Raw genomic sequence first — 22,124 nt, forward strand, 5'->3', positions numbered from 1 at the left:
TCGTATTGACCGTATTAATCGAATTGATCGTATTTCTTCATAGCCTGATGCGCGCTAGTAAGCGCTGTCCTTTTTCAATACCTCTTTGACCGTGCGCACGATGATCCACAGATCCAGCGCCAACGACCAGTTGCGCAGGTATTCCAGGTCGAATTCGATCCGCGAGCGCATCTTGTCCAGCGTGTCGGTCTCGCCGCGGTAGCCGTTCACCTGGGCCCAGCCGGTGATGCCCGGCTTGACCTTGTGCCGCAGCATGTAGCCCTTGATCAGCTTGCGATACATCTCGTTGTGGGCGACCGCATGCGGACGCGGCCCGACGATGCTCATGCGCCCTTGCAGCACATTGAAAAACTGCGGCAATTCATCCAGGGACGTGCGCCTCAGGAAACCGCCGAAGCGCGTCACGCGGACATCGTTCTTCTTGGCCTGGTCGACTACCGCGCCGTCTTCGGCAACCGTCATCGAGCGAAATTTGTAGACGATGATTTCTTCGCCGTTCAAGCCGTAGCGGCGTTGCGCAAAGATGATCCGCCCAGGCGAAGAAAGTTTTACCCCGATCGCGATGACCAGCATGATCGGCAGCAGCATGATCTGGATCAGCAGCGCCAGGACTATGTCGCTGCCGCGCTTCAAGACGCCGCGCAAGCCGATGAAAGGGGTTTCGCAGATGCCGATGACCGGAATCCCGGCGATGTGGTCGAGCCGGGCCTGTATCAGGCCGAAGGTATAGATATCGGGTACAAAATAGACCGACGCCGTGGTGTCGCGCAATTCTTCCATCAGAGCCAGCACCCGTGGCTGCGCCGACATCGGCAGGCAGATGAATATGGTGCGTATCTTGTGGGCGCGCACATAAGCGCCGACGTCCGCGATGGCGCCCAGATGCGGGCAGCTCATGCCGGCCGGACGCTCGGCCTGGTTGCGGTCGTCGAAGAAGCCGCGCATGTCGATGCCGGCATTGCTGCCCGAGGCCAGGCACTTGAGCACATCGTCGATCGGATCATTGGAACCGACGATGATCGCCGAGCGCAGCTTCAGCTCCTTGCCGAAATGGAAGGCCAGCATGTGCGCGGTAAGGCGGCTCAGCAGCAATGCGAACGGCGCCAGCGCAAACCAGGCCAGGATGACGCTGTCGGAAAACTCGTAGCGCAGCCCGGTTCCCTGCCCTATCAGGACAAGGATGACGACGGTGGCCGCCCAGCCCATGAAAATATCGCCGGCGTAGCCGAGCTGCTTGCCGATATGCAGGGTGCGGTACAGGTCGATCTGCTCGTAGACATAGGAAGATATAAAGAAGGCGATGATCATCAGGAGCAGATAGTCGCCGGTGAATATTTCATTCTGCGTCAGGACGATCAGGTACAGCGAGCCAAGGATAATCGCCGGGTCAAGCAGGCGCTTGAAAAACGAAACCAGGGGGATGTCGTTCTCAGTCATTGCCGGCCCCTAGAATGCATAGCGCGTATTGAGCATCACGCCGTTGCTCACGAAGCCGCCCGGCGCATTTCTCAAGGTCTGCGTGCTGCGGATGCCGGACAGCTGGACGCGCCAGCGCAGGGTCGGGTTGTACACTACGCTCAGCGCGGCATCGCGCAGTACATCGTTTTGATTGATGGAACCGAAGGTGCCGGATCCGGAGGACTGGCCGAAATCTCTTTTTTGATATTTGTACTGTGCCACCAGTTGGACTTTTTCCGAATACTGCCAGGCCGAGGCCAGGCTGGCGCCATGGTTCAGCGAATAGACGGTGGAGAGATCGTCCACTGCGCCTATCTCGCGCCAGCCGGCGACGGTGAGCTTGATCTTGCCGGTCGGCGACCAGTCGGCGGAGAGGCGCGTGTTGACGCCGCTGAAATCCCTGACTGGAAGCGCATCCTGCTTCCGGCTGACCCAGCCGCCGAGGAAGTGCAGCTGCGTCTTGCCGCTCAACAGCCAGTCTATCTTGGCCTTCACTTCATCCTGGTTATAGCCGTTGAACACCTGCAAGCCGTTGTCCAGCTCGGGATTCGGGAAATCGGCGTGCGTGTGACGCAGCTGCAGGCCGATCGTGCTGCCGCTGGCGGCGAGATAATCCAGGCCCAGTTCAGTCTGGTTCTGGTTGTTGTCGGCCGGCTGCTGCGACACCAGGTCGTATTTCAACTTGCTGTACTCCAGGCCGCCGCGCACGCGCCAGCTGGGATGGAATTGCCAGGAACCGTCGGCATAGACTTTTTCCTGCGTGCGTATATTTCGCTCCAGCAGATGGAAGTCGATGAACGGTGTCAATCCTTCCGAATAATTGGCGCCGATATTGCCTTCGAAATGGTCGCCTGCATGCCAGTTCCAGTTTGCGGCGAGATTCTTGTCGAGATGATTGAGCTGATCAAAGCGGTCGTAATCCACTTTAGCGACGTTCAAGTTCGCCGTCAGGTGCTGCCGGCTGAGCGTTTTGTCAACCGCCAGCCCGAACAGGTAGCGCTGCGTGGTATCGGACAGATCGCTGCCTATCCCCATCGCCTGCGCCGCCGCGGAATTCTGCAACCGCAGCAGATTGCTGTCGTAGCCGACGCTGTAGCCGGCATAGGGAGTGACCGCATCCGCCGGCGGCTGGACGATGTCGGCGGGCGGCATGATATCGGTTGGCACCAGGTCGGCGGCGCTGGCCTGGGTTGCGGCGCAAGAGCATATCGGTATCAGTAAAACGATCTGCCATGGCATTCGGTAAAGCTCGCTACAGGATTTTGAACGCCTGTTCATTACACACCTCTCTAACGCAGCGGCTGCGTCATAAATGCATCGATCCAGGCTGGCGTGATATTGATATTTTTTTACCAGGCAAGCGGCGCGGCGTAATCTGCCGCTTATTGCCGCTTATGGATCGATTCGCTTTTTTGGAAAACCATCAAGCGATCAAAGATTGAGTATTGCGAAGAAACCGGGTATATCGCCCCAGGCTGCGGACGGAATTCCGGCTTGACTACCAGTTACGGAGAGCTGGAACTGTGCTACAGACAACAATGCCTGCCTGCCGTCAAACTGCTGACGGCAACTGCGATATCGGATGAAACAAGAGCGGGTGGAAGGAAAAAAAGGAAATGCCGTTCAGACGATTGCGTACGATGTACGACATGCGGACATCGATTTTCTGGAAACGCTTCAGGTCTTGCGCGCCAGACGCCGGTACTCCAGGAGGATTGGAATTCTTACAAAAACGGTGAGCGATTTTTCGCATGATATTTCCCTTAACAAGATACTCATGGAGCCAGTTGCGGCTCGTACTGTAATCTGAATAAAGTTGGCACCAACGTCAGTTTGTTACGATCCGATAACGCCAGGTTTCGATCTGTATTTCTGAAATAATCGCATTGCGAATGCATGTTGCACGACAACATAATGACCCCCATCACGAAAGCTTAGTTCGTCATTGAAACGATTTGTTACATCTTACTTTTTGTCAGTTCTCACGTTGACAACTACTTCGTTGACTGTTTAAAAATACATAAAAACATCAAATCTCCAATCCATTGAATTTCTCGCAGCATGTGCCGGAGATCAATAAATAAAAGGACTTTCAGACTATTCAAAATATTTATGACAGAATATGCGCACATAAATTCAGATGTACAAAAAAACCAGCGACGACATTTTTCGCCATCAGAAAAAAATCTGTCACTTCTTTCCTGATGCCGGTTTTCCATTACAAAAGCCATGTGCTGCGAAGCAGCAAATAAGCACAAAAAAATAGCTTTACACAAATCGATGCGGCGGATTAAATCATGGAAATCATATAAATCGTATATTCAATAAACCGAACCTGTTTCCAAAGCATCGACTCTTATCGCTCCTTATCGCCTCTAATAAGCAGACGAATTTTTTCAAGGAAAAACAGACATCATGTGGAACAACAATGCGGATATTGCCGCGATGAATTGGCTATCTCAGTTCACGACCATGTCGGCGCCTTTCAACCAGATCGTTCACTATATTTCCGGCTCCAACTTGTTCAAGGGCCTGCCTATCATGGGCATATTGTGGTATTTCTGGTTCAGGGATGCCGATCCAAAATCCAATAGCAGACGCATCATCATCGCCACCTTGCTAGGCTGCGTAGCTGCCGTGCTGATTGCCAGGCTCGCAAACAATCTCGGCCCTTACCAGCCGCGCCCTTTTGCCAGCAGCGCACTCTCATATCACGCGCACATCGGCTTGCCGGCGCCGGAAAGCCAGGCCTTGTATATCTGGAGCTCCTTTCCCAGCGACCATGCGGCCTTGTTTTTCAGCCTGGCGACAGGGATCTACTTGATTTCAAGATCCGCTGGCCTGCTGGTCTATCTTTACGTCCTGCTTTTCATCGCACTGCCCCGGGTATATCTTGGCTTGCACTACCCTACGGACATCATTGCAGGCGGCATCCTTGGCATAGCCTGCGTAGCGCTGTCCAGCCGCAGCAGCGTCATCGCTCTATACGACAAGCACAGCAGCATGCTGCTGGCAAAATATCCGGCGGCCTTCCAGACCGCCTTGTTCATCATCAGCGTTGAAATAGGCACGCTGTTCGGCGACATCCGCCTTCTTCTCGAGGGCATAGTGAAATACTTTCCAAGATAGGGTTGTCCGGACATCTGACATGCCGCTCCAGGCATTACGCAAGCGCCTCGACAATGATCGGGCGCGAAGAATTTCCTGGGGAAACGGTCATGTCATTCCAAGAAAATGCGGGCCTGCCTGACAGTCTTGGCCGGAAAGTGCAGACAGGATATCGATCAATTCGGCCTTGGTATGTACGCTGGCTAACAGAGAAAGCCGTGCAGGCCTTCGCTCCGGTTATCGCGGTTACGCATGGGCACTGGTGCCCATCCTAAAAGGGTGAACGGCAAGCAAGATTTGTCATGTTGCAGGAAAGTATCAATCGGCGCGGACGGCCTGCCGGTAGCCAGCGGCCGGATGCCTGGCGGGCAAGGCCGGCTGCCCGGGTTCAAACAATTTCTCGCGCAAGGTTCCCTCTTCGTAATCCAGCTTGTAGGAACCGCGCGCCTGCAACTCCGGGATCACCAGGTCGATGAAGTCCTCGAAGCTTTCCGGCGCCACCGTGCGCGTCAGGTTGAAGCCGTCGATATCGGCATCCCTGACCCAGGCTTCCAGCTGATCCGCCACCTGCTGCGGCGAGCCGACGATGGTAGCGTAACGTCCGCCCAGCGCCAGCTGGTCCAGCAGCTTGCGCACGGTCCAGCCGGCATCGGCGGCTGTCACTGCCTTGGCGGAGGACTGGATGGCGTTGCTGCTGGCCGGCTTGATGGGGTCGTCGATGCCGTACCTGGAAAAATCGAAGCCGGTGCCGGCGGCGAAATGCGCCAGGCCGGCTTCCGGATTGGCATAGCGGCAGTACTCGGCATATTTTTCTTGCGCCTCGGCGGCGGTCGGCGCGACGACGACCGAGATGCCCATGAAGATTTTCAGGTCGCCGCGCTGGCGGCCCGCCAGCTGCGCCTGGTCGCGCAAGCCGCTCGCCAGCTTGCGTGCTGCCTCCGGCTTCTGGCTGGAGATGAATATGCATTCGGCGTGGGCGGCGGCAAACTGCTGGCCGCGGTCCGAGGCGCCGGCCTGGTACAGCACCGGGGTGCGTTGCGGCGATGGCTCGCTGAGATGATAGCCATCCACCTGGTAGTGCTCGCCGCGATGGCTGATGCGGTGCACCTTGGCCGGATCGGCAAAGATCCGGCGCTGGCGGTCGCGCAGCACGGCATCGTCTTCCCAGCTGCCTTCCCACAGCTTGTAGAGCACTTGCATGAACTCCTCCGCCCTTTCATAGCGGCCATCGTGTTCCGGCTGTTCGCTCAGTCCCATCGCGCGCGCGGCGCTGTCCAGATAGCCGGTGACGATGTTCCAGCCGATGCGGCCGCGGGTCAGGTGATCGAGGGTCGACATGCGGCGCGCGAACAGGTACGGCGCCTCGTAGGTCAGGTTGACGGTGACGCCGAAGCCGAGATGCTTGGTGACGGCGGCCATGGCCGACACCAGCAGCAAGGGATCGTTGACCGGCAGCTGAATCGATTCTCGCACGGTGAGATCGGCCGAGCCCTGGTAGACATCATAGACGCCGACGATGTCGGCCAGGAACAGGCCGTCGAACTTGCCGCGCTCCAGCAGCCTGGCCTGCTCGGTCCAGTATTCGAGGCTGGTGTATTCGCTGGAACGGTCGCGCGGGTGCGTCCACAGGCCATGGTTGATGTGCCCGACGCAATTCATGTTGAAAGCGTTCAGGCGGATTTGCTTCTTCGGCATAGATTTAATCAGATGGCGCCGTGGCGCGGCGGATTCTTTTCGTTGAGATAGTAGTTGCCGACCGCGTGATACTTCCAGCGCACCGGATCGTGCAGCGTGTGGGTGCGGGCGTTGCGCCAGTGGCGGTCGAGGTTGTGTTCGGCAAGGGTCGCTTGCGTGCCGGCCAGCTCGAACAGCTTGCTGCCGGCGGCCAGTGAAATTTCCGTCGTCAGTACGCGCGCTTCAGCCACTGCTATCGAAGCCGCCGCCACCGTTGCCGCGGTCGGATCCCAGGCAGCGGCGTCGACCGCCGCGCCGGCCAGCTCCAGCAGCGCTTCGGCGCCGGCCAGCCGCACCGCCAGGTCGCCGAACTCGCGCACTGTCAGCGGATCGTCGATGGCGCGCTCGACCTTGCTATCGATCCAGGCGCGCGAGCGCGTGCGCACGAATACCGCGGCGTCATGCAAGGCGGCGCGGGCGATGCCGACATCGATCGCCGCATGCAGCAGTTGCGCCACCGGCCCCAGTGAAGTCGGCCGCTCGAAAGCGCTCTGGAACGGCAATACTTCCTCCGCAGTTACCCAGACATTATCGAACACCACGGAACCGCTGCCGGTAGTGCGCTGGCCGAAGCCGGACCAGTCGTCGATCACCTTGACGCCCTCGGCATCGCGCTTGACGATGGCCAGTTGCTGGACGCCGTCGTCGTCGATCGCCGAAACCGGAATCCGGTGCGCATACAGCGCGCCGGTGGCATAGAATTTGCGGCCGTTGATACGGAACCCGTCGCCATCCTTGCTCAAACGCGTGCGCCGCTCCTGCGAAGTACGCGTGCCGAGTTCCGCCAGGGCGTTGCCGAAACGCTCGCCGGCCAGGATGCGTTCGAAGTAATAGCGCTTTTGCGCCTCGCTGCCGTTGACCCGCAGGATCTCGACCGCATAGAAATGGTTCTGCGGAATCTGCCCGAGCGAGCCGTCGGCGGCGGCGATAGCGGCGATCACCTCGGCCAGCGTAACGTGGGAGACGCCGGCGCCGCCATAAGCGCGCGGCACGGAAATCCCCCACAGGCCGGAACGGGAAAACTGCTCCAGCTCATGCAGCGGCAGGCGCCGCTCGCTATCGCGCCGGCTGGCCTCGCGCGTGAATGAGGCTGCCAGCGCGCGCGCTGCCGCAATCGCCTGGATATCGTCGAGAATTCGCACCACCGGTCCGGCGGCGGCGTTGATAGAAGTCGTCATGGCGTCAGTTCCAGGAATGGCGCGCGGGCGCGATGCCGTTCAGCAGATAGTTGCCGATGGCGTGCAGCTTCCAGCGCACCGGATCGTGCAAGGTATGGGTGCGGGCATTGCGCCAATGGCGGTCCAGGTTGTGTTCCGCCAGGGTCGATGCCGAACCGGCCAGCTCGAACAGCTTTTCGCTGGCGAGCAAGGCTATCTCGGTGGTCAGCACCTTGGCTTTGGCGACCGCAATCGAGGCGCGGGCGGAGGCATCCGCATCGATCGCTACGGTTGAAATCTGGTCCAGCGCGGCAGCGGCCTTGCCCAGCAATGCATTGGCCGCATGCAGGCGGATCTTCAGGTCGCCGATGTCGCGGATGACATAAGGATCGTCGCTGGCGCGCTCCACCCCGCTGTCGGCCCATGGCCGCGAGCGGCTGCGCACGAAATGCACGGTGTCTTCGATGGCGGCTGCGGCAATGCCGGCGTCGATCGCGGCCTGGATCAGCTGCGAGGCCGGTCCCTGGATGCCCGCCTGTTCTGCCAGCTTGCGCAGCGGCAGCACGTTTTCCGCGGCCACCGCCAGGTTTTCCAGCAGCACCGTGCCGCTGGCCGTGGTGCGCTGGCCAAATCCTGACCAGTCGTCGACGATGGTCAGGCCGGGTGTGCCGCGCTTGACGAACACCAGCACCGGCTGGCCCTGGTCGTCCAGCGCCTTGACCGGCACCCAGTGCGCGAACAAGGCGCCGGTGGAATAGAATTTCTTGCCGTTGAGGCGATAGCCGTTTGGCGTTGTGGTGAGGCGCGCCTTCATCTCCAGGATGTTCCTGGTGCCGCGCTCCGGTCCGGCATTGCCGATGCGCAGGCCGTTCAGGACATCGCCGTAGATGCGCGCCTTTTGCGCGGCGTCGGCGCTGTGCGCGACCACGCCAAGGATGCCGAAATGGTTTTGCGGAATCTGTCCCAGCGCCGGATCGGCGGCGCACAGCAGGCGGAACACTTCCGCCAGCGTGCGGTAAGAAACCTGGGCGCCGCCGAACTCGCGCGGCACCGTGATGCCGCCCAGTCCGCTGGCGGAGAATTTTTCGATTTCGGCCCAGGGCAGGCGGCGCTGGCTGTCGCGCACGCTGGCCTCTAAGCGGAACTCGGCCGCCAGCTCGCGGGCGATATCGAGCGCTTCCTGGTCCCTGCTGATGCGATGGGCCGGCAAAACCCGGGGTAACAGGTCTGCCTGGCTTGCATCCGTTGCTGTTGTCGCGATAGACGACATGAATCACCTCTCTGGTAGCGCAGTTGACGGCAACTTGTGGTTGCCGCCGGTTGCCAAGAGAAAACGATAGCGCGCAGAGGCGACAGGCGTCCAATAAGAAAAACGCGTGAGAGTATGCGGAAATTGCTTTGCCGGCGTTCAGCGCTTGCAGATTGCCTGCAGCACGGTCACAACGACAGGACTGAAAGACTTGTTCAGGGAGGGGAAAGCGTTACTGCGGTGAGCCTGGAGCCGCGGCCAGTCATCCAGTACATCGAACGACCGCGGCCAGATATGAGAACTTAGCAGAACTTGAAAGGAAGGAAGTACGACTGCTCAGGCTGCTGCAAAAACTGCATCAACCTTGCTCATGCAAACTCAAACGGCGTCAGGGCCGGTTTCACCGGTGCGGATGCGGATCACCTGTTCGATATTGCGCACGAAAATCTTGCCGTCGCCGATCTTGCCGGTGCGCGCCGCCTTGATGATGGCGTCCACTGCACGTTCGGTCAGGGCGTCGTCGATCACCAGTTCGACCTTCACCTTCGGCAGGAAATCGACCACGTACTCGGCGCCGCGGTACAGTTCGGTATGGCCTTTCTGACGGCCAAAGCCTTTTACTTCGGTCACGGTGAGACCGGTGACGCCGACTTCGGCGAGGGCTTCGCGCACCTCGTCCAGCTTGAAGGGTTTGATAACGGCAGTAATTTGCTTCATGGCAACTCCTTTAGGCATTAAATATAAATCTGTTGCAGTGTGCTTGTCGTCCAGGCCCGATTCCTGCCCGGATCAAGCGCAATCTCGTAGAGTATATGAAAAACTCTATTTGTCTATACGCGGCAATCAATAACTCTGTTTTTAAGAGAGTTATGCAACACGGCCTGAACTGTCGTGCGCTCAGTCCGGAATCTTCGCCAGATCCTCCAGCCATACCGTCGCTTCCGAATCGCTGGGCGCGCGCCAGTCGCCGCGCGGCGACAAGGAACCGCCGTTGCCGACCTTGGGCGCGTTCGGCACGCAGGACCGCTTGAACTGGCTGCTGCGGAAAAAGCGATCGAGGAAAATCCCCAGGTTGCGCTTGATGGCCGCCAGGTCGTACTGGTTCCTGGCGACGGTTTTATCCTCATGCGGCCAGCTGCCCTTGCTCTTGTCGTGCCACGCTGAAAACGCCAGGAAAGCGACTTTCGAGGGCGCAAAGCCATAGCGCAGTATGTAATACAGATTGAAGTCTTGCAATTCGTATGGGCCGATGACGTTCTCGGTGATCTGCTCCGGTTTGCCGCTGGCCTTGCCCGGCACCAGTTCCGGGCTGATTTCGGTATCCAGCACCTTCAGCAAGACATCGGAACCGAGATAGCCGATGGCGCCGGTGTCGGCCACCCAGCGCACCAGGTGGGAAATCAGGGTCTTCGGCACGCTGGCGTTGACGTTGTAGTGCGACATGTGGTCGCCCACGCCATAGGTGCACCAGCCCAGCGCCAGCTCGCTCAGGTCGCCGGTGCCGATCACGATCGCGTGGTGGAAATTGGCCAGCCGGAACAGGTGGTTGGTGCGCTCCCCGGCCTGGACGTTTTCAAAGGTGATGTCGTACTGCTCCTGGCCGGCGGCGTAAGGATGGCCGAGGTCCTTCAGCATTTGCAGGCAGCTCGGGCGGATGTCGATTTCCGCCGCCGTGCTGCCGACCACCTGCATCAGCTGCCGCGCCTGCTGCAAGGTGCGCTCGCTGGTGGCGAAGCCGGGCATGGTGTAGGCCAGGATGTTGGCGCGCGGCAGGTTCAGGCGGTCCATGGCCTTGGCGCAGACCAGCAAGGCGTGGGTCGAATCGAGCCCGCCGGAGACGCCGATCACCACCTTGGACAGCTTGCTGGAAGAGAGCCGCTGCACCAGCGCCTGCACCTGGATGTTGTAGACCTCGGTGCAGCGCTCGTCGCGCCGTTTGCTGTCGGCCGGCACATAGGGGAAGCGTTCGACCTTGCGTTCCAGCGGCAAGGCCTGGTCCAGCGGCAGCGCCAGTTCAAAACGCACCACATCGAATTTCGCCACCTCCGCCGCATGGCGCCGCACCGACTGGCCGAAGGTGGTCTGCCGCATGCGCTCGCGCGACAAACGCTCAAGATCGATATCGGCAAAAATGAGATGCGAGGCGTCCAGGAACCGCTCCGATTCCGCCAGCAGTTCGCCGTTTTCATAGATCAGGGCCTGGCCGTCCCAGGCCAGGTCGGTCGACGATTCGCCCTTGCCGGCCGAGGTGAACAAATAGGCCGACACGCAGCGCGCGGATTGCTGGGCGACCAGCTGGTGGCGATAGGCGGCCTTCCCCACCAGCGCATTGGATGCGGACAGATTCACCAGCACGCTGGCGCCGGCCAGCGCAGCAAACGACGATGGCGGAATCGGCACCCAGACGTCTTCGCAAATCTCGGCATGGAAGCGCAGCAGCGGCAGGTTGGCGACCTCGAACAGCAAGCCGGCGCCGAAGGGCACCCTGGCTCCCAGCAGCGATATCTCGCGCACCGCCGTATTTTCGGCGGGACTGAATTGGCGCAATTCGTAAAACTCGCCGTAGTTGGGGGGATAGCTTTTCGGCACGATGCCCTGGATCCGGCCTCCGGCCACGATCGCCGCGCAATTGAACAACTGATGCTCAACCCGCAAAGGCAGGCCGACGATCATCGCCAGCGACAGTTCGGCCGAAGCCGCCACCACCTCGGCCAGCGCCGCTTCGCACGCATCCAGCAAGGCGCGCTGGTGAAACAGGTCGTCGCAGGTATAGGCAGACAAACCCAGCTCCGGAAACGCTGCCAGCACGGCGCCCTGCTCTTGAGCACGGCGCGCCAGGTGGATGGTTTCGGCAGCATTGAAAGCCGGATCGGCCACCCGGCAATTGGGCACGGCAACCGCGACGCGCGCGAAATCATGGGAGTAAAGGTTGAGAAATTTATTGGTTGTCATCATTCTTCCTGCGCTCTGCGTGATGCTTTCAATTATCGCATGTAATGCGCCAGGCTCAGGATGCCGCGGCAGAGCGGTGGGGATGCTGCTAAACTTCTCGTTTTCGTTTTCCTCTTCATTCACGGTACGTCCAGTCCTTGATCAATCAAACAACAGAGCCGAACGCCAGCCAGTTCGCCACCCGCATCGTCGCCTCGCTGAGCGAGGTCGGCCAGGCGGCATGGGACGAACTGCTGGGCTTGCAAGCCGACGCCAACCCCTTCCTCTCTTTCGCCTTCCTGCACGCCTTGCACGAAAGCGGCAGCGCTTCGGAAAAATCGGGCTGGCAGCCGCAGTACCTCACCTTGTGGAACCAGGCCGGACAGCTGGCGGCGGCGCTGCCCTTGTACGTCAAATACCATTCCTACGGTGAATACGTGTTCGACTGGGCCTGGGCCGACGCCTACCAGCGCAACGGCCTGGAATACTATCCCAAGCTGCTGTCGGCGATTCCGTTCACGCCGGTGACCGGCGGCCGCCTGCTGGCGCGCGACGCCGCCGCGCGGGCGGCGCTGCTCAAGGTGCTGCAGGCGCTGCGGCGCGATACCCAGACTTCATCGACCCACATCCTGTATCCCCCGGCGGAACAGGCCGAAGCCTTGCAGCAGGCCGGCTTCATGCTGCGCAGCGGCGTGCAGTTCCATTGGCTCAATCCCGGCTACCGCGATTTCGATCAGTTCCTCGCTACGCTGGAACGCAAGAAGCGCAAGAACATCGTGGCCGAACGGCGCAAGGTGGCCGAGGCCGGCGTGCGCCTGCGCCGGGTGCGCGGCGTCGACGCCACGGAAGCGGACTGGGCGTTTTTCAACCGCTGCTATGCGCGCACCTACGCTGAGCACCGCTCCACGCCCTACCTCAACCTGGACTTCTTCCTGCGCATCGGCGCCAGCATGCCGCACAACATCCTGCTGATCGTGGCCGAACGCGACGGCCGGCCGATCGCTTCCTCGCTGCTGATCCATACCGAGCAAACCCTGTACGGCCGCTACTGGGGCGCGCTGGAATTCGTGCCCTGCCTGCATTTTGAAACGGCCTACTACCAGCCGCTGGAATTCTGCATCGAGCAACAGATCGCCTGTTTCGAAGGCGGCGCCCAGGGCGAGCACAAGATGGCGCGCGGTTTCCTGCCGCAGAAAACCTGGTCGGCGCACTGGCTGGCGCATCCGGGTTTTGCCGATGCGGTGGCGAATTTCCTGGAACGCGAATCGGACGGCATCGACAGCTACATGGATGAATTGAACGACCGCAATCCTTTCCGTTCCGTCCCAAGCTGACTCGGCAATCCATCCCGCTTTACCGGTTCGGCGGGCGCCTGCTGCCGGCGCTCAGGCGCTGGCCGCGATGCGGCCTAATCCCTGCTCGACGGCGTCGAGAAACAGCCTGACCTTGGACGACAGATAGCGGTTCGGCAGATAAATGCCGTACAGGCAGCGCTGCGGCAGCGGTGCATATTGCGGCAGCAGCCGGATCAGTTTCTTTTGCGCCAGGTCGGCGCCCGTCATGTAATCCGGCAGCAAGCCGATGCCCATGCCGCGCCGCACGCACTGGTGCAGCCAGACGCTGTTATTGCAATTGATGTGCGGCGTGATCCTGATTTCGTGGCGCGATCCAGGCTTGCCGCCCACTTCTTCAAACTGCCAGATGTCCCTGGCGCCCATGATGTTGTCGGCCAGGCAGTCGTAGGCTGGCAATTCCTCCAGCGTCTGCGGCAAGCGCCGCGTGGCGAAATATTCGGCGCTGCCGACCACGCTCCAGCCGACCCGGTACAGCATGCGCGCATGGACGTTCTCCGGCGGCGTATTGGCGATCCGCAGCGCGACGTCAATGGAGCGTTCGGCGAGGTCGAAAAACTGGTCGGACAGGGTCAGCTCCAGCTCGATCTCCGGATGCTGCTGCATGAAATCACAGACGATATCCGGCAGGCAGACATTGGCGAAATTAGCCGGCGCGGTCACCCGCAAGATGCCTTGCGGTGAATCCTGGCGCCGCAGCACTTCCTGCTCGGCCTCAGCCACTTCCGACAAGATCGCCTTGCAGCGCCGGTAAAACACCTCGCCGGCCTCGGTCAGGCTGAGGCTGCGCGTGGTCCGCTGCAGCAGCTTGACCCGCAGCTCGCGCTCCAGCGCGCTGACCTGTTTGCTGACATGCGAGTTCGACACTTCCAGCCGCGCCGCCGCGATGGAAAAACTGCCGTGGTCCGCCACCGCGACGAAAGCCACCATTCTTTGCAAATCGATCATATTTTCTGTATAGAATCAATGATTTTATAAAACCTAATTTAATCATCATACAGAAATAATAAACTGGCTTCATCTTTCTTTCACGGAGTAATTCAAGATGCAAGCCACCGATGTTTTCCTGGCAATCCTGACGGTCTCGATCTGGGGCCTTAACTTTGTCGCCATCAAGATCGGCCTGCGGGGTTTGCCGCCTATCCTGTTTTGCGCGCTGCGCTTCATGTTCGCGGCGCTGCCGCTGGTGTTCTTCATCAAGCGGCCAGCCATTCCATGGCGCTTGCTGCTTGCCTACGGCGGCCTGCAGTTCGCTGGCCAGTTTTCCTTGCTGTTCATCGGCATGAAGCTGGGATTCGCGCCGGGGCTGGCGTCGCTGGTGATGCAGCTGCAAGTGTTCTTTACGGTAGCGCTGGCGGTGCTGATGCTGGGCGAACGGGCAGGCGCGGCGCAGATCTTCGGGGCCGTGGTTGCCTTTGCCGGCATGGGCGTGGTCGCCGCCCATCTGGATGGCACGGCAACGGTGCTCGGCTTCCTGCTGGTGATGGCGGCCGGACTCAGCTGGGCCGCCGCCAATATCGTCACCAAGCAGATCGGCAAAGTCAATCCGCTGGCGCTGGTGGCGTGGGGTGCGCTGATGGCGGCGCCGGCGCTGTTGCTGGCATCGCTGGCGTTTGAGGGTGCGGCCGCCTGGCAGGATGCGGCGCAGCGCTTCAACTGGACCTCGGCCGGCGCCATCCTGTTCCAGTCCTATCCGACCACCATCCTCGGCTTCGCCATCTGGTCGACCCTGATGCGCAAATACCCAGCGGCTACGGTCGCGCCGTTCTCGCTGCTGGTGCCGGTGGCCGGCATGCTGAGCGCCTCCCTGATATTGGGAGAAGCGCTGCAGCCGTGGAAAATCACGGCCGGGCTGCTGGTGCTGTGCGGCTTGCTGCTGAACCAGTTCGGCGGCCGCCTGATGCTGCTGCTGAAAACCGCCAGGCCATGAAAAAAGCGCACCACGGTGCGCTTTTTCAGTAAAACCCGGCCCGCTCAGGCAGGCCGTAGTACCGGCCAATCAAGCCGCGATGGACTTCTTGTAAGCCTCGACGCCCGCCAGGATTTCCTTGCGCGCTTCGTCAGGGCCGAACCAGCCGTCGATTTTGACCCATTTACCCTTTTCCAGGTCCTTGTAGTGCTCGAAGAAATGCTGGATCTGCTTCAGGCGCAGTTCATTCATGTCTTCCGGCTTTTGCCAGTGGGTATAGATGCTCAGCACCTTGTCGACCGGCACCGCCAGCAGCTTGGCGTCCTGGCCGGCTTCGTCCGACATCTTCAGCACGCCCACCGGACGGCAGCGCACCACCACGCCCGGGAACAGCGGGAACGGCGTGATCACCAGCACGTCGACCGGATCGCCGTCTTCCGACAAGGTTTGCGGGATATAGCCGTAGTTGCATGGGTAGTGCATCGCAGTGCCCATGAAGCGGTCCACGAAAATCGCGCCCGATTCCTTGTCGACTTCGTATTTGATCGGATCGGCATTCATCGGGATTTCGATGATGACGTTGAAATCGTTTGGCAAATCGCGCCCGGCCGATACTTGATTCAGACTCATGGTGTGCTCTCGTCAATAATTAAAAAGTTTGCTACTGCATCTGCAACCTTAAATTATAACGGCTGATGGGCTTATCGTGCGATGCAACATCACGTTATGTTGCGCTTGCTCGATATCTTTTCAGCAATTTGTCAGCGCTTCGTTGCGGGCAAAGCATTAATCGCGGCAAATGATGCGGCACAACACGATCCTTGCAAGTATTTCTGTTTTATCTTATATTTCAGTAATTACTGAAAATTCAAAATACCATGCACACCATCCCTCCCGGCAACACCAGCATCGCCAGCGCTCCGCTGACTCCCTTGACGCCGCTCACCCAGCGCTTCATCTCGCACTTCGGCGAAATGGGCAGCCGCTGGGGCATCAATCGCACCGTCGGCCAGATTTATGCGTTACTTTATGTCCTGGGGCAACCTTTGAATGCCGACCAGATTGCCGAGTACCTGACGTTTTCCCGCTCCAACGTCAGCATGGGCCTGAAAGAATTGCAATCGTGGCGCCTGGTCAAGCTGCTGCATCACCCCGGCGATCGACGCGAGTATTTCGAACCGCCGAAAGACATCTGGGACATTTTCAAGACTTTGCTGGAAGAGCGCCGGCGCCGCGAAATCGAGCCGACCTTATCGATGTTGCGCGATGCGCTGCTGGAAACCCCTGCCAACGAGACCGACCAGCAGGCGCAGCAGCGGATGCGCGAAATGTACAACCTGATCGAGCTGTCCAGTTCCTGGTTTGACGATGTGCAGCGGCTCTCGCCGGACACCCTGGCTTCGCTGATGAAGATGGGTTCCAAGGTCAAGAAGCTGCTGGATGTACGCGACAAGTTCCGCATGCCTGGCTCGGGCAGCAAGACCAAGAGCGGCAACGATCACCCCGATGTGCACCAGAACGCCAAGCTGAAGGAGTAGACGCCCTATGTCTTTCGCCTTGAACAAACGCCTTACGCGCCTGCCGCTGGCGGTCGAGATCACCCTGATCCTGATCGTCAAGATTGCGCTGCTGACCGTGCTCTGGAAAGCTTTCTTTTCCGAGCCGCAGACCAAGAAAATGCGCATGCCGACCGACCTTGTAGAACAGCACATGCTCAGTCCGCAGCCCGCCGCAACCCCTTCCCATCTATCCCCTTCTGAGGCCCGCCAATGATTCCTATCGATGAAGTCGTCGCCCTGTCGCGCCTGCAGTTCGCTGCGACCGCGATGTTCCATTTCCTGTTCGTGCCGCTCACCCTCGGGCTGGCGTGGATCCTGGTCATCATGGAGTCGGTCTATGTCATGACCGGCAGCCCGATCTACAAGGACATGACACGCTTCTGGGGCAAGCTGTTCGGCATCAACTTCGCCATGGGAATCGCCACCGGCATCACCCTGGAATTCCAGTTCGGCACCAACTGGTCGTATTACTCGCACTATGTCGGCGACATCTTCGGCACGCCGCTGGCGATCGAAGGGATGATGGCCTTCTTCCTCGAATCGACCTTCGTCGGCCTGTTCTTCTTCGGCTGGGATCGCCTGTCGCGGGTCCAGCATCTGCTGGTCACCTTCCTGGTGGCGTTCGGCTCCAGCCTGTCGGCCCTGTGGATCCTGATCGCCAACGGCTGGATGAACAATCCGGTCGGCGCCGAGTTCAACTATGAAACCATGCGCATGGAATTGACCAGCATCATCGACGTCATCTTCAATCCGGTGGCGCAGGTGAAGTTCGTGCACACCCTGTCCGCAGGCTATGTCGCCGCCTCGATGTTCGTGCTGGGCATCTCCGCTTTTTATCTGCTGCGCGGCCGCGACACCGCCTTCGCCCTGCGCTCGTTTGCGATCGCAGCCGGCTTCGGCCTGGCTTCGGTCCTGTCGGTGATCGTGCTGGGCGACGAATCCGGCTATACCGCGGGTGAAGTGAACAAGGTCAAGATGGCGGCGATGGAAGCCGAATGGCATACCGAGCCGGCGCCGGCCGGCATCACCGTGGTCGGCTGGCCGAACGAGAAAGAACAGCGCACCGACTATGCCGTCAAGATCCCGTACGTGCTGGGCCTGATCGGCACCCGCTCGGCCGACAAGCAGATCACCGGCATCCAGGACCTGAAGAAAGAGCATGAAGTGCGCATCCGCAACGGCATGCTGGCCTACGCCGCCCTGACCCGCCTGAAAGGCGGCGACAAGTCGCCCGAGGCGGTGGCCGCCTTCGACAAGCTGAAAGACGATCTCGGCTATGGCTTGCTGCTGAAGAAGTACACGCCGAACGTGGTCGACGCCACGCCGGAACAGATCGCCATGGCAGTCAACGACACTTTCCCGAAGATTGCGCCGATGTTCTGGTCGTTCCGGCTGATGGTCGGGCTGGGCATGCTGTTCCTGTTCATCTTCTCATGCTCGTTCTACTTCCTGATCCGCAAGCAGCTGGCCAAGCAGCGCTGGCTGCTGCGCCTGGCGGTGTACAGCATCCCGCTGCCGTGGGTAGCCATCGAGCTGGGCTGGCTGCTGGCCGAGTACGGCCGCCAGCCATGGACCATCTCGGGCGTGCTGCCGACCCACCTGTCGGCCTCCACCCTGCAGCCTGGCAGCCTCTACTTCAGCCTGGCCGGCTTCCTCGGCTTCTATGGCTTCCTGTTCATCATTGAAATGATACTGATGGTCAAATACGCCCGCCGCGGGCCGAGCAGCCTGCATACCGGCAAGTACCACTGGGAACGCCTGGAAGCATCCACAATGGCCTCGAACGCCAAGGCATAAGGAGAAATCGCAATGTTTGACTATGAAACCTTGAAAGTAATCTGGTGGGGCTTTGTCGGCGTACTGCTGATCGGCTTCGCCCTGACTGACGGCTTCGATTTCGGGGTCGGCATGATGCTGCCCTTTATCGGCAAGACCGACAGCGAACGCCGGGTCGTCATCAATTCAATAGGCAGCACGTGGGAAGGCAACCAGACCTGGTTCATCGTCGCCGGCGGCGCCATTTTCGCGGCCTGGCCGCTGGTCTACGGCGCTGCGTTCTCGGGCTTCTATGTCGCCTTGATGCTGCTGCTGTTCTCGCTGTTCTTCCGGCCGGTCGGCTTCGATTACCGCAGCAAGGTCGCCGACACGCGCTGGCGCAATGCCTGGGACTGGGGCCTGTTCGCCGGCGGGTTCGTGCCGCCGCTGATTTTCGGCGTCGCCTTCGGCAACCTGTTCCTCGGCGTGCCTTTCCATTACGACGACACCATGCGGGTGGAATACACCGGCAATTTCTTCCAGCTGCTCAATCCCTTCGGCTTGCTGGCCGGCCTGCTGAGCGTGGCCATGCTGCTGATGCACGGCGCCGCTTACCTGCAGGTCAAGACCGATGCCCTGATCGCCCAGCGTGCGCGCGGCGTCGCCAAGGTAGCCGGACTGGCGACGGTGCTGCTGTTCGTGGCCGGCGGTTTCTGGGTGGCCTTCGGCATCCACGGCTATCGCGTCACCGCCATGCCGGACGCCAACGGCGCCTTCATGCCTATCGTCAAGACCGTCGCTACTGCCAACGGCGCCTGGTTCGACAACTATGCGCGCTGGCCTGCGATCTGGGCCCTGCCTGGCATCGCCGTCGCCGGCGCTTTGCTGTGCGTGCTGTTCAGCGCCGCCAACAAGGCCATGGCCGCCTTCCTCTCAAGCGGCTTTTGCGTCACCGCCATCATCCTCACCGCCGGCGCCTCGCTGTTCCCGTTCATCATGCCGTCTTCGCTCGACCCCAACAGCAGCCTGACGATCTGGGATGCTGTATCCAGCCACAAGACGCTGGGCATCATGTTCTGGGTAGTGGTCGTCATGCTGCCGGTCATCATGCTGTATACAAGCTGGGTGTACCGGGTCATGCGCGGCAAGGTCACGCTCAAGCATATCGAAGACAACCAGCACACTGCTTACTGAGCACACAGACAGGAGAAGATTATGTGGTATTTCGCATGGATATTAGGCGTCGGCCTGGCGCTGGCCTTCGGCATCATCAACGTCATGTGGCTGGAGGCCAACTACGCCTTCGGCAGCCGCGACGAAGAAACCACGCGGGAGCGCTTTGAAAGCGCTGCGGCCGAGCATGAACAAGCACGGGGACGCAAGAAATGAGCGCCGCCGCCCATGCCGTGGCAAACCTGGTTGCACCCAGCCCGGATTGCGAAACGCTCTTGCCCGGCCATGACTTTGTCGACGCCTATCAGGTGCAGGCCGGCCTGCCGGGACTCCGCGCCAGGCAGGCCGCCGACGCCATCATCAAGCATCCGCCGGGCTGGATCAGGCAACTGGTGGCGACCCGCAACTGCGTGGTGAGGCTGTTCCGGCTGCGCACGGTGGATATCGGCGTCGACGATCCGCACGCGTCGGAGCAGACGGTTGGCGGCTTTCCGCTGGTGACGCAATCGGAGCGCGAAGTGGTGCTGGGATTTGACGACCGCCATCTGGATTTCCGCATCAGCATCAGGGTCGCGCCGGACGGCCCGGCAGCGACGCAGGTGACGGTCTCGACCATCGTCAAGACCAACAACCTGGCGGGACGCGCCTATCTGGCGACGATCATGCCCTTCCATCGGCTGATCGTGCGCCATCTGCTGGAACATGCGCGCTTCCGGCAACATCCTTCCTGAGCGCTACGGGCCAAGCTTTCAGCGCAGGTGCAGTTTGCGGTACACCGTATTGCGCGACACACCCAGGGCCTTGGCGGTAGCGGAAACGTTGCCGCCGCTGGCCTCGAACGCCTGCCTCACAGCCGTCACAGCCCGATCCTCCAGACTGCCGCTGCCGGCTGCGTTAAGCGCTGCCGGCGGCAACGCCTGCATATCCTCCAGGAAATCGTCAGGCAAGTGCTCCAGCCGGATCACCCGGTCGGCGCCGGCCATCACCACCGCGGTCCTGAGCAGGTTGCTCAACTGGCGGAAATTGCCCGGCCAGCCGTGGCGATGGAACAGCGCCATGATCTCTGGCGCAACCGTACAGCAAGGCTCGCCGCCGGGCTCTTCCAGCAGCAGCTTGTTGACGATGGCTTCAAGGTCGGAACGTTCGCGCAAGGGCGGCAGCTTGACCACCAGCCCGTTCAGGCGATAGTACAAGTCCTCGCGGAACAGGCTGGCGGCAATCAGTTCGCGCAGGTTGCGGTTGGTGGCGCAGATCAGCGCCAGGTTGACCGGAATCGACTTGGTGCTGCCCAGCGGCGTCACCATCCGTTCCTGCAGCACGCGCAACAGGCGCGCCTGCAAGGCCAGCGGCATGTCGCCGATTTCATCCAGGAACAAGGTGCCGCCGTTGGCTTGCAGGATCTTGCCCTGGCCGCCTTTTTTCCGGGCGCCGGTAAATGCTCCCTCTTCGTAGCCGAACAGCTCCGATTCGATCAGCGTTTCCGGAATCGATGCGCAATTGACGGCGACGAAAGCGCCATGCCGGCGCGGTGAATCGTTGTGGATCGCCTGCGCCAGCAATTCCTTGCCGGTGCCGGTTTCACCTGTGATCAGCACCGGAATGTCGCGCCCTCTTACCTTGTCCAGCTTGCCGATCAGCGCCGCCATCTGCGGATCGCCGGTATTCAGGTAACGCAGGCTGGAGAGACGCGGCGGCGATTTCGACAGCGCCGGCGCGGCGGCATCCGCCGCGGGGCGGACTTCGCTGAAATGCTGGAACACGCTGTTCGACAGCCGCAGCTCTGCTTTCGCAGATACTCTGACGCCGCTGTGCAGGCAAAGATCAAGCAAGCCAGGCGCCGCCGTTCGATAATGATCGAACAGGGTCGATACCGGCAAGCCGAACAGCGAGCTGAAGGTATGCGACTGCAATGCCGTCAGCGGCAAGCCGAGCTGGAACAAGGCGCTGCGGTTGGCCGACAGGAAGCGCCCGCCCGGCGTAAAGCAGGCGATGCCCTCCATCAGCGTGCCGACGAATTCGGGCCGGCTGTGGAAATGCAGGGCGACCGCATTTTCAAACGCGGCGGTAAACAGCTGGTTCTCGATCATCTGCGCCGACATCCGCACCAGCGCCATGGTGTGCTTGTGATAGCTGTCGCGGTCGCCGCTGACATCCAGTACGCCGAGGATCTTGCCTTGGTGGTCGAAGATCGGCGCCGCCGAACAAGTCAGGAAATGGTTGGCCTGCAGATAATGGGCGTCGGCATGCACCGTGGTCGGCGCCCGCTCCGCCAGCGCGGTGCCGATGGCGTTGGTGCCCTTGCTTTGTTCGGACCAGGCCACGCCCGGATTCAGCGCCACCCGCTCGGCCTTGACCAGGAAATCGTCGTCGCCCAGCGCATGCACGATGACGCCGCTGGCATCGGTCAGCAGCACCATGTTGTGGGTATTGATGATCTGCTCGTAGAGCGTTTCCATGACCGGCAAGGCATGCGTGTACAGTGCGTGGTTCTGCTCCAGCAGCAAGGACAGTGAAGCCGCCCCGAGCGGCCCGATATCGGGCTTGTCCTGCCGCGCCAGGCCGTAGGCGCTGGAACGCTGGTGCGATTTCTCGATCACGCCGGGGTCGCTGGCCGCCAGCGCGAAGCGCTCGGCCGGCCTGTTGCATGAGAGGTCACTCATCGGGTCTCCTTCGGCCGGCAATGCCCGCCTTTGCGTCGGGCGCTGACGCGCCTCTAGAGGTAATTAACCCTTAGTCTAC

Annotated in this window: 20 protein-coding genes; 10 read left to right on the forward strand and 10 right to left on the reverse strand. The window is 60.6% G+C overall.

Features of this window, described 5'->3' with window-relative positions; translation table 11 throughout:
- Window positions 1-54: 54 nt before the first annotated feature.
- The gene (locus KHU30_RS07280) at window positions 55-1,437 is read right to left on the reverse strand and encodes an undecaprenyl-phosphate glucose phosphotransferase (protein WP_211441887.1); all 1,383 of its coding nucleotides are present in this window, start codon (window positions 1,435-1,437) and stop codon (window positions 55-57) included.
- Window positions 1,438-1,446: 9 nt separating this feature from the next.
- On the reverse strand, window positions 1,447-2,697 hold the full coding sequence (gene epsL, locus KHU30_RS07285; RefSeq protein WP_230427219.1) for an XrtB/PEP-CTERM-associated polysaccharide biosynthesis outer membrane protein EpsL: 1,251 nt from the start codon (window positions 2,695-2,697) through the stop codon (window positions 1,447-1,449).
- On the opposite strand from epsL, the gene KHU30_RS07290 reads away from it, so the two are divergent.
- Both KHU30_RS07290 and KHU30_RS07295 read left to right on the forward strand, forming a co-directional pair.
- On the forward strand, window positions 2,691-2,900 hold the full coding sequence (locus tag KHU30_RS07290; RefSeq protein WP_211441888.1) for a hypothetical protein: 210 nt from the start codon (window positions 2,691-2,693) through the stop codon (window positions 2,898-2,900). The two genes, epsL and KHU30_RS07290, sit on opposite strands and share 7 nt — an antisense overlap.
- Before the next feature lie 973 nt (window positions 2,901-3,873).
- Window positions 3,874-4,587: a phosphatase PAP2 family protein gene (locus tag KHU30_RS07295; protein WP_211441889.1), complete on the forward strand. Its 714-nt coding sequence runs from the start codon at window positions 3,874-3,876 to the stop codon at window positions 4,585-4,587.
- Between the two features lie 297 nt (window positions 4,588-4,884).
- Here the strand turns inward: KHU30_RS07295 and KHU30_RS07300 are convergent, their stop codons facing one another.
- From KHU30_RS07300 to KHU30_RS07320, 5 genes are all read right to left on the reverse strand, one after another.
- On the reverse strand, window positions 4,885-6,261 hold the full coding sequence (locus KHU30_RS07300) for an LLM class flavin-dependent oxidoreductase (protein WP_211441890.1): 1,377 nt from the start codon (window positions 6,259-6,261) through the stop codon (window positions 4,885-4,887).
- Between the two features lie 8 nt (window positions 6,262-6,269).
- Window positions 6,270-7,478, reverse strand: coding sequence for an SfnB family sulfur acquisition oxidoreductase (locus KHU30_RS07305; RefSeq protein WP_211441891.1), 1,209 nt, complete (start codon window positions 7,476-7,478; stop codon window positions 6,270-6,272).
- Between the two features lie 4 nt (window positions 7,479-7,482).
- Window positions 7,483-8,727 carry an SfnB family sulfur acquisition oxidoreductase gene (locus tag KHU30_RS07310; protein WP_211441892.1) on the reverse strand — a complete coding sequence of 415 codons (1,245 nt, stop codon included), beginning with the start codon at window positions 8,725-8,727 and terminating at the stop codon, window positions 7,483-7,485.
- 357 nt (window positions 8,728-9,084) lie between these two features.
- Window positions 9,085-9,423, reverse strand: coding sequence for a P-II family nitrogen regulator (locus KHU30_RS07315; protein WP_038487829.1), 339 nt, complete (start codon window positions 9,421-9,423; stop codon window positions 9,085-9,087).
- Window positions 9,424-9,603: 180 nt separating this feature from the next.
- Window positions 9,604-11,658, reverse strand: coding sequence for an NAD(+) synthase (locus KHU30_RS07320; RefSeq protein ID WP_407928027.1), 2,055 nt, complete (start codon window positions 11,656-11,658; stop codon window positions 9,604-9,606).
- A gap of 137 nt (window positions 11,659-11,795) precedes the next feature.
- On the opposite strand from KHU30_RS07320, the gene KHU30_RS07325 reads away from it, so the two are divergent.
- Window positions 11,796-12,971 (forward strand): GNAT family N-acetyltransferase, encoded by a 1,176-nt coding sequence (locus KHU30_RS07325; RefSeq protein ID WP_230427220.1) that lies wholly within the window; start codon window positions 11,796-11,798, stop codon window positions 12,969-12,971.
- A gap of 51 nt (window positions 12,972-13,022) precedes the next feature.
- On the opposite strand, the gene KHU30_RS07330 is transcribed toward KHU30_RS07325, so the two are convergent.
- Window positions 13,023-13,937, reverse strand: coding sequence for a LysR family transcriptional regulator (locus tag KHU30_RS07330; protein WP_211441894.1), 915 nt, complete (start codon window positions 13,935-13,937; stop codon window positions 13,023-13,025).
- A gap of 97 nt (window positions 13,938-14,034) precedes the next feature.
- Here KHU30_RS07330 and KHU30_RS07335 point away from each other — a divergent pair, with 97 nt between their 5' ends.
- Window positions 14,035-14,919, forward strand: coding sequence for an EamA family transporter (locus tag KHU30_RS07335; protein ID WP_211441895.1), 885 nt, complete (start codon window positions 14,035-14,037; stop codon window positions 14,917-14,919).
- 69 nt (window positions 14,920-14,988) lie between these two features.
- Here the strand turns inward: KHU30_RS07335 and ppa are convergent, their stop codons facing one another.
- Entirely contained in the window at window positions 14,989-15,528 is a 540-nt protein-coding gene (ppa, locus tag KHU30_RS07340) for an inorganic diphosphatase (RefSeq protein ID WP_062114092.1), read from the reverse strand.
- A 248-nt stretch (window positions 15,529-15,776) separates the two neighbouring features.
- On the opposite strand from ppa, the gene KHU30_RS07345 reads away from it, so the two are divergent.
- Genes KHU30_RS07345 through KHU30_RS07370 form a run of 6 tightly spaced genes read left to right on the forward strand, consistent with a single transcriptional unit; the run spans window position 15,777 to window position 20,116 of the window.
- Window positions 15,777-16,436, forward strand: coding sequence for a GbsR/MarR family transcriptional regulator (locus KHU30_RS07345; RefSeq protein WP_211441896.1), 660 nt, complete (start codon window positions 15,777-15,779; stop codon window positions 16,434-16,436).
- Window positions 16,437-16,443: 7 nt separating this feature from the next.
- Window positions 16,444-16,671 carry a cytochrome oxidase putative small subunit CydP gene (gene cydP / locus KHU30_RS07350; protein ID WP_211441897.1) on the forward strand — a complete coding sequence of 76 codons (228 nt, stop codon included), beginning with the start codon at window positions 16,444-16,446 and terminating at the stop codon, window positions 16,669-16,671.
- Window positions 16,668-18,254 (forward strand): cytochrome ubiquinol oxidase subunit I, encoded by a 1,587-nt coding sequence (locus KHU30_RS07355; RefSeq protein WP_211441898.1) that lies wholly within the window; start codon window positions 16,668-16,670, stop codon window positions 18,252-18,254. The genes cydP and KHU30_RS07355 overlap by 4 nt, the downstream gene beginning before the upstream one ends.
- Before the next feature lie 12 nt (window positions 18,255-18,266).
- Window positions 18,267-19,406, forward strand: coding sequence for a cytochrome d ubiquinol oxidase subunit II (cydB, locus tag KHU30_RS07360; RefSeq protein ID WP_211441899.1), 1,140 nt, complete (start codon window positions 18,267-18,269; stop codon window positions 19,404-19,406).
- Between the two features lie 21 nt (window positions 19,407-19,427).
- A complete protein-coding gene (gene cydX / locus KHU30_RS07365; protein WP_211441900.1) occupies window positions 19,428-19,601 on the forward strand; it encodes a cytochrome bd-I oxidase subunit CydX in 174 nt (57 codons plus the stop codon).
- Window positions 19,598-20,116, forward strand: coding sequence for a DUF2867 domain-containing protein (locus tag KHU30_RS07370; protein WP_211441901.1), 519 nt, complete (start codon window positions 19,598-19,600; stop codon window positions 20,114-20,116). The genes cydX and KHU30_RS07370 overlap by 4 nt, the downstream gene beginning before the upstream one ends.
- A gap of 18 nt (window positions 20,117-20,134) precedes the next feature.
- Here the strand turns inward: KHU30_RS07370 and KHU30_RS07375 are convergent, their stop codons facing one another.
- Window positions 20,135-22,045 carry a sigma-54-dependent Fis family transcriptional regulator gene (locus KHU30_RS07375; RefSeq protein WP_211441902.1) on the reverse strand — a complete coding sequence of 637 codons (1,911 nt, stop codon included), beginning with the start codon at window positions 22,043-22,045 and terminating at the stop codon, window positions 20,135-20,137.
- Between the last annotated feature and the right edge of the window lie 79 nt (window positions 22,046-22,124).

Origin of the sequence: Collimonas humicola (genome assembly GCF_018304945.1) — a bacterium.
GTDB classification, from domain to species: Bacteria; Pseudomonadota; Gammaproteobacteria; order Burkholderiales; family Burkholderiaceae_D; genus Collimonas; species Collimonas humicola.

Coding starts and splice junctions, on each gene's coding strand:
- cydB (WP_211441899.1), top strand. CDS start 18,267: ATGTTTGACTATGAAACCTTGAAAGTAATCTGGTGGGGCTTTGTCGGC.
- KHU30_RS07335 (WP_211441895.1), top strand. CDS start 14,035: ATGCAAGCCACCGATGTTTTCCTGGCAATCCTGACGGTCTCGATCTGG.
- cydP (WP_211441897.1), top strand. CDS start 16,444: ATGTCTTTCGCCTTGAACAAACGCCTTACGCGCCTGCCGCTGGCGGTC.
- KHU30_RS07280 (WP_211441887.1), bottom strand. CDS start 1,437: ATGACTGAGAACGACATCCCCCTGGTTTCGTTTTTCAAGCGCCTGCTT.
- KHU30_RS07330 (WP_211441894.1), bottom strand. CDS start 13,937: ATGATCGATTTGCAAAGAATGGTGGCTTTCGTCGCGGTGGCGGACCAC.
- ppa (WP_062114092.1), bottom strand. CDS start 15,528: ATGAGTCTGAATCAAGTATCGGCCGGGCGCGATTTGCCAAACGATTTC.
- KHU30_RS07370 (WP_211441901.1), top strand. CDS start 19,598: ATGAGCGCCGCCGCCCATGCCGTGGCAAACCTGGTTGCACCCAGCCCG.
- KHU30_RS07345 (WP_211441896.1), top strand. CDS start 15,777: ATGCACACCATCCCTCCCGGCAACACCAGCATCGCCAGCGCTCCGCTG.
- KHU30_RS07375 (WP_211441902.1), bottom strand. CDS start 22,045: ATGAGTGACCTCTCATGCAACAGGCCGGCCGAGCGCTTCGCGCTGGCG.
- KHU30_RS07305 (WP_211441891.1), bottom strand. CDS start 7,478: ATGACGACTTCTATCAACGCCGCCGCCGGACCGGTGGTGCGAATTCTC.
- epsL (WP_230427219.1), bottom strand. CDS start 2,697: ATGCCATGGCAGATCGTTTTACTGATACCGATATGCTCTTGCGCCGCA.
- KHU30_RS07315 (WP_038487829.1), bottom strand. CDS start 9,423: ATGAAGCAAATTACTGCCGTTATCAAACCCTTCAAGCTGGACGAGGTG.
- KHU30_RS07355 (WP_211441898.1), top strand. CDS start 16,668: ATGATTCCTATCGATGAAGTCGTCGCCCTGTCGCGCCTGCAGTTCGCT.
- KHU30_RS07320 (WP_407928027.1), bottom strand. CDS start 11,658: ATGACAACCAATAAATTTCTCAACCTTTACTCCCATGATTTCGCGCGC.
- KHU30_RS07290 (WP_211441888.1), top strand. CDS start 2,691: ATGGCATTCGGTAAAGCTCGCTACAGGATTTTGAACGCCTGTTCATTA.
- KHU30_RS07295 (WP_211441889.1), top strand. CDS start 3,874: ATGTGGAACAACAATGCGGATATTGCCGCGATGAATTGGCTATCTCAG.
- cydX (WP_211441900.1), top strand. CDS start 19,428: ATGTGGTATTTCGCATGGATATTAGGCGTCGGCCTGGCGCTGGCCTTC.
- KHU30_RS07300 (WP_211441890.1), bottom strand. CDS start 6,261: ATGCCGAAGAAGCAAATCCGCCTGAACGCTTTCAACATGAATTGCGTC.
- KHU30_RS07310 (WP_211441892.1), bottom strand. CDS start 8,727: ATGTCGTCTATCGCGACAACAGCAACGGATGCAAGCCAGGCAGACCTG.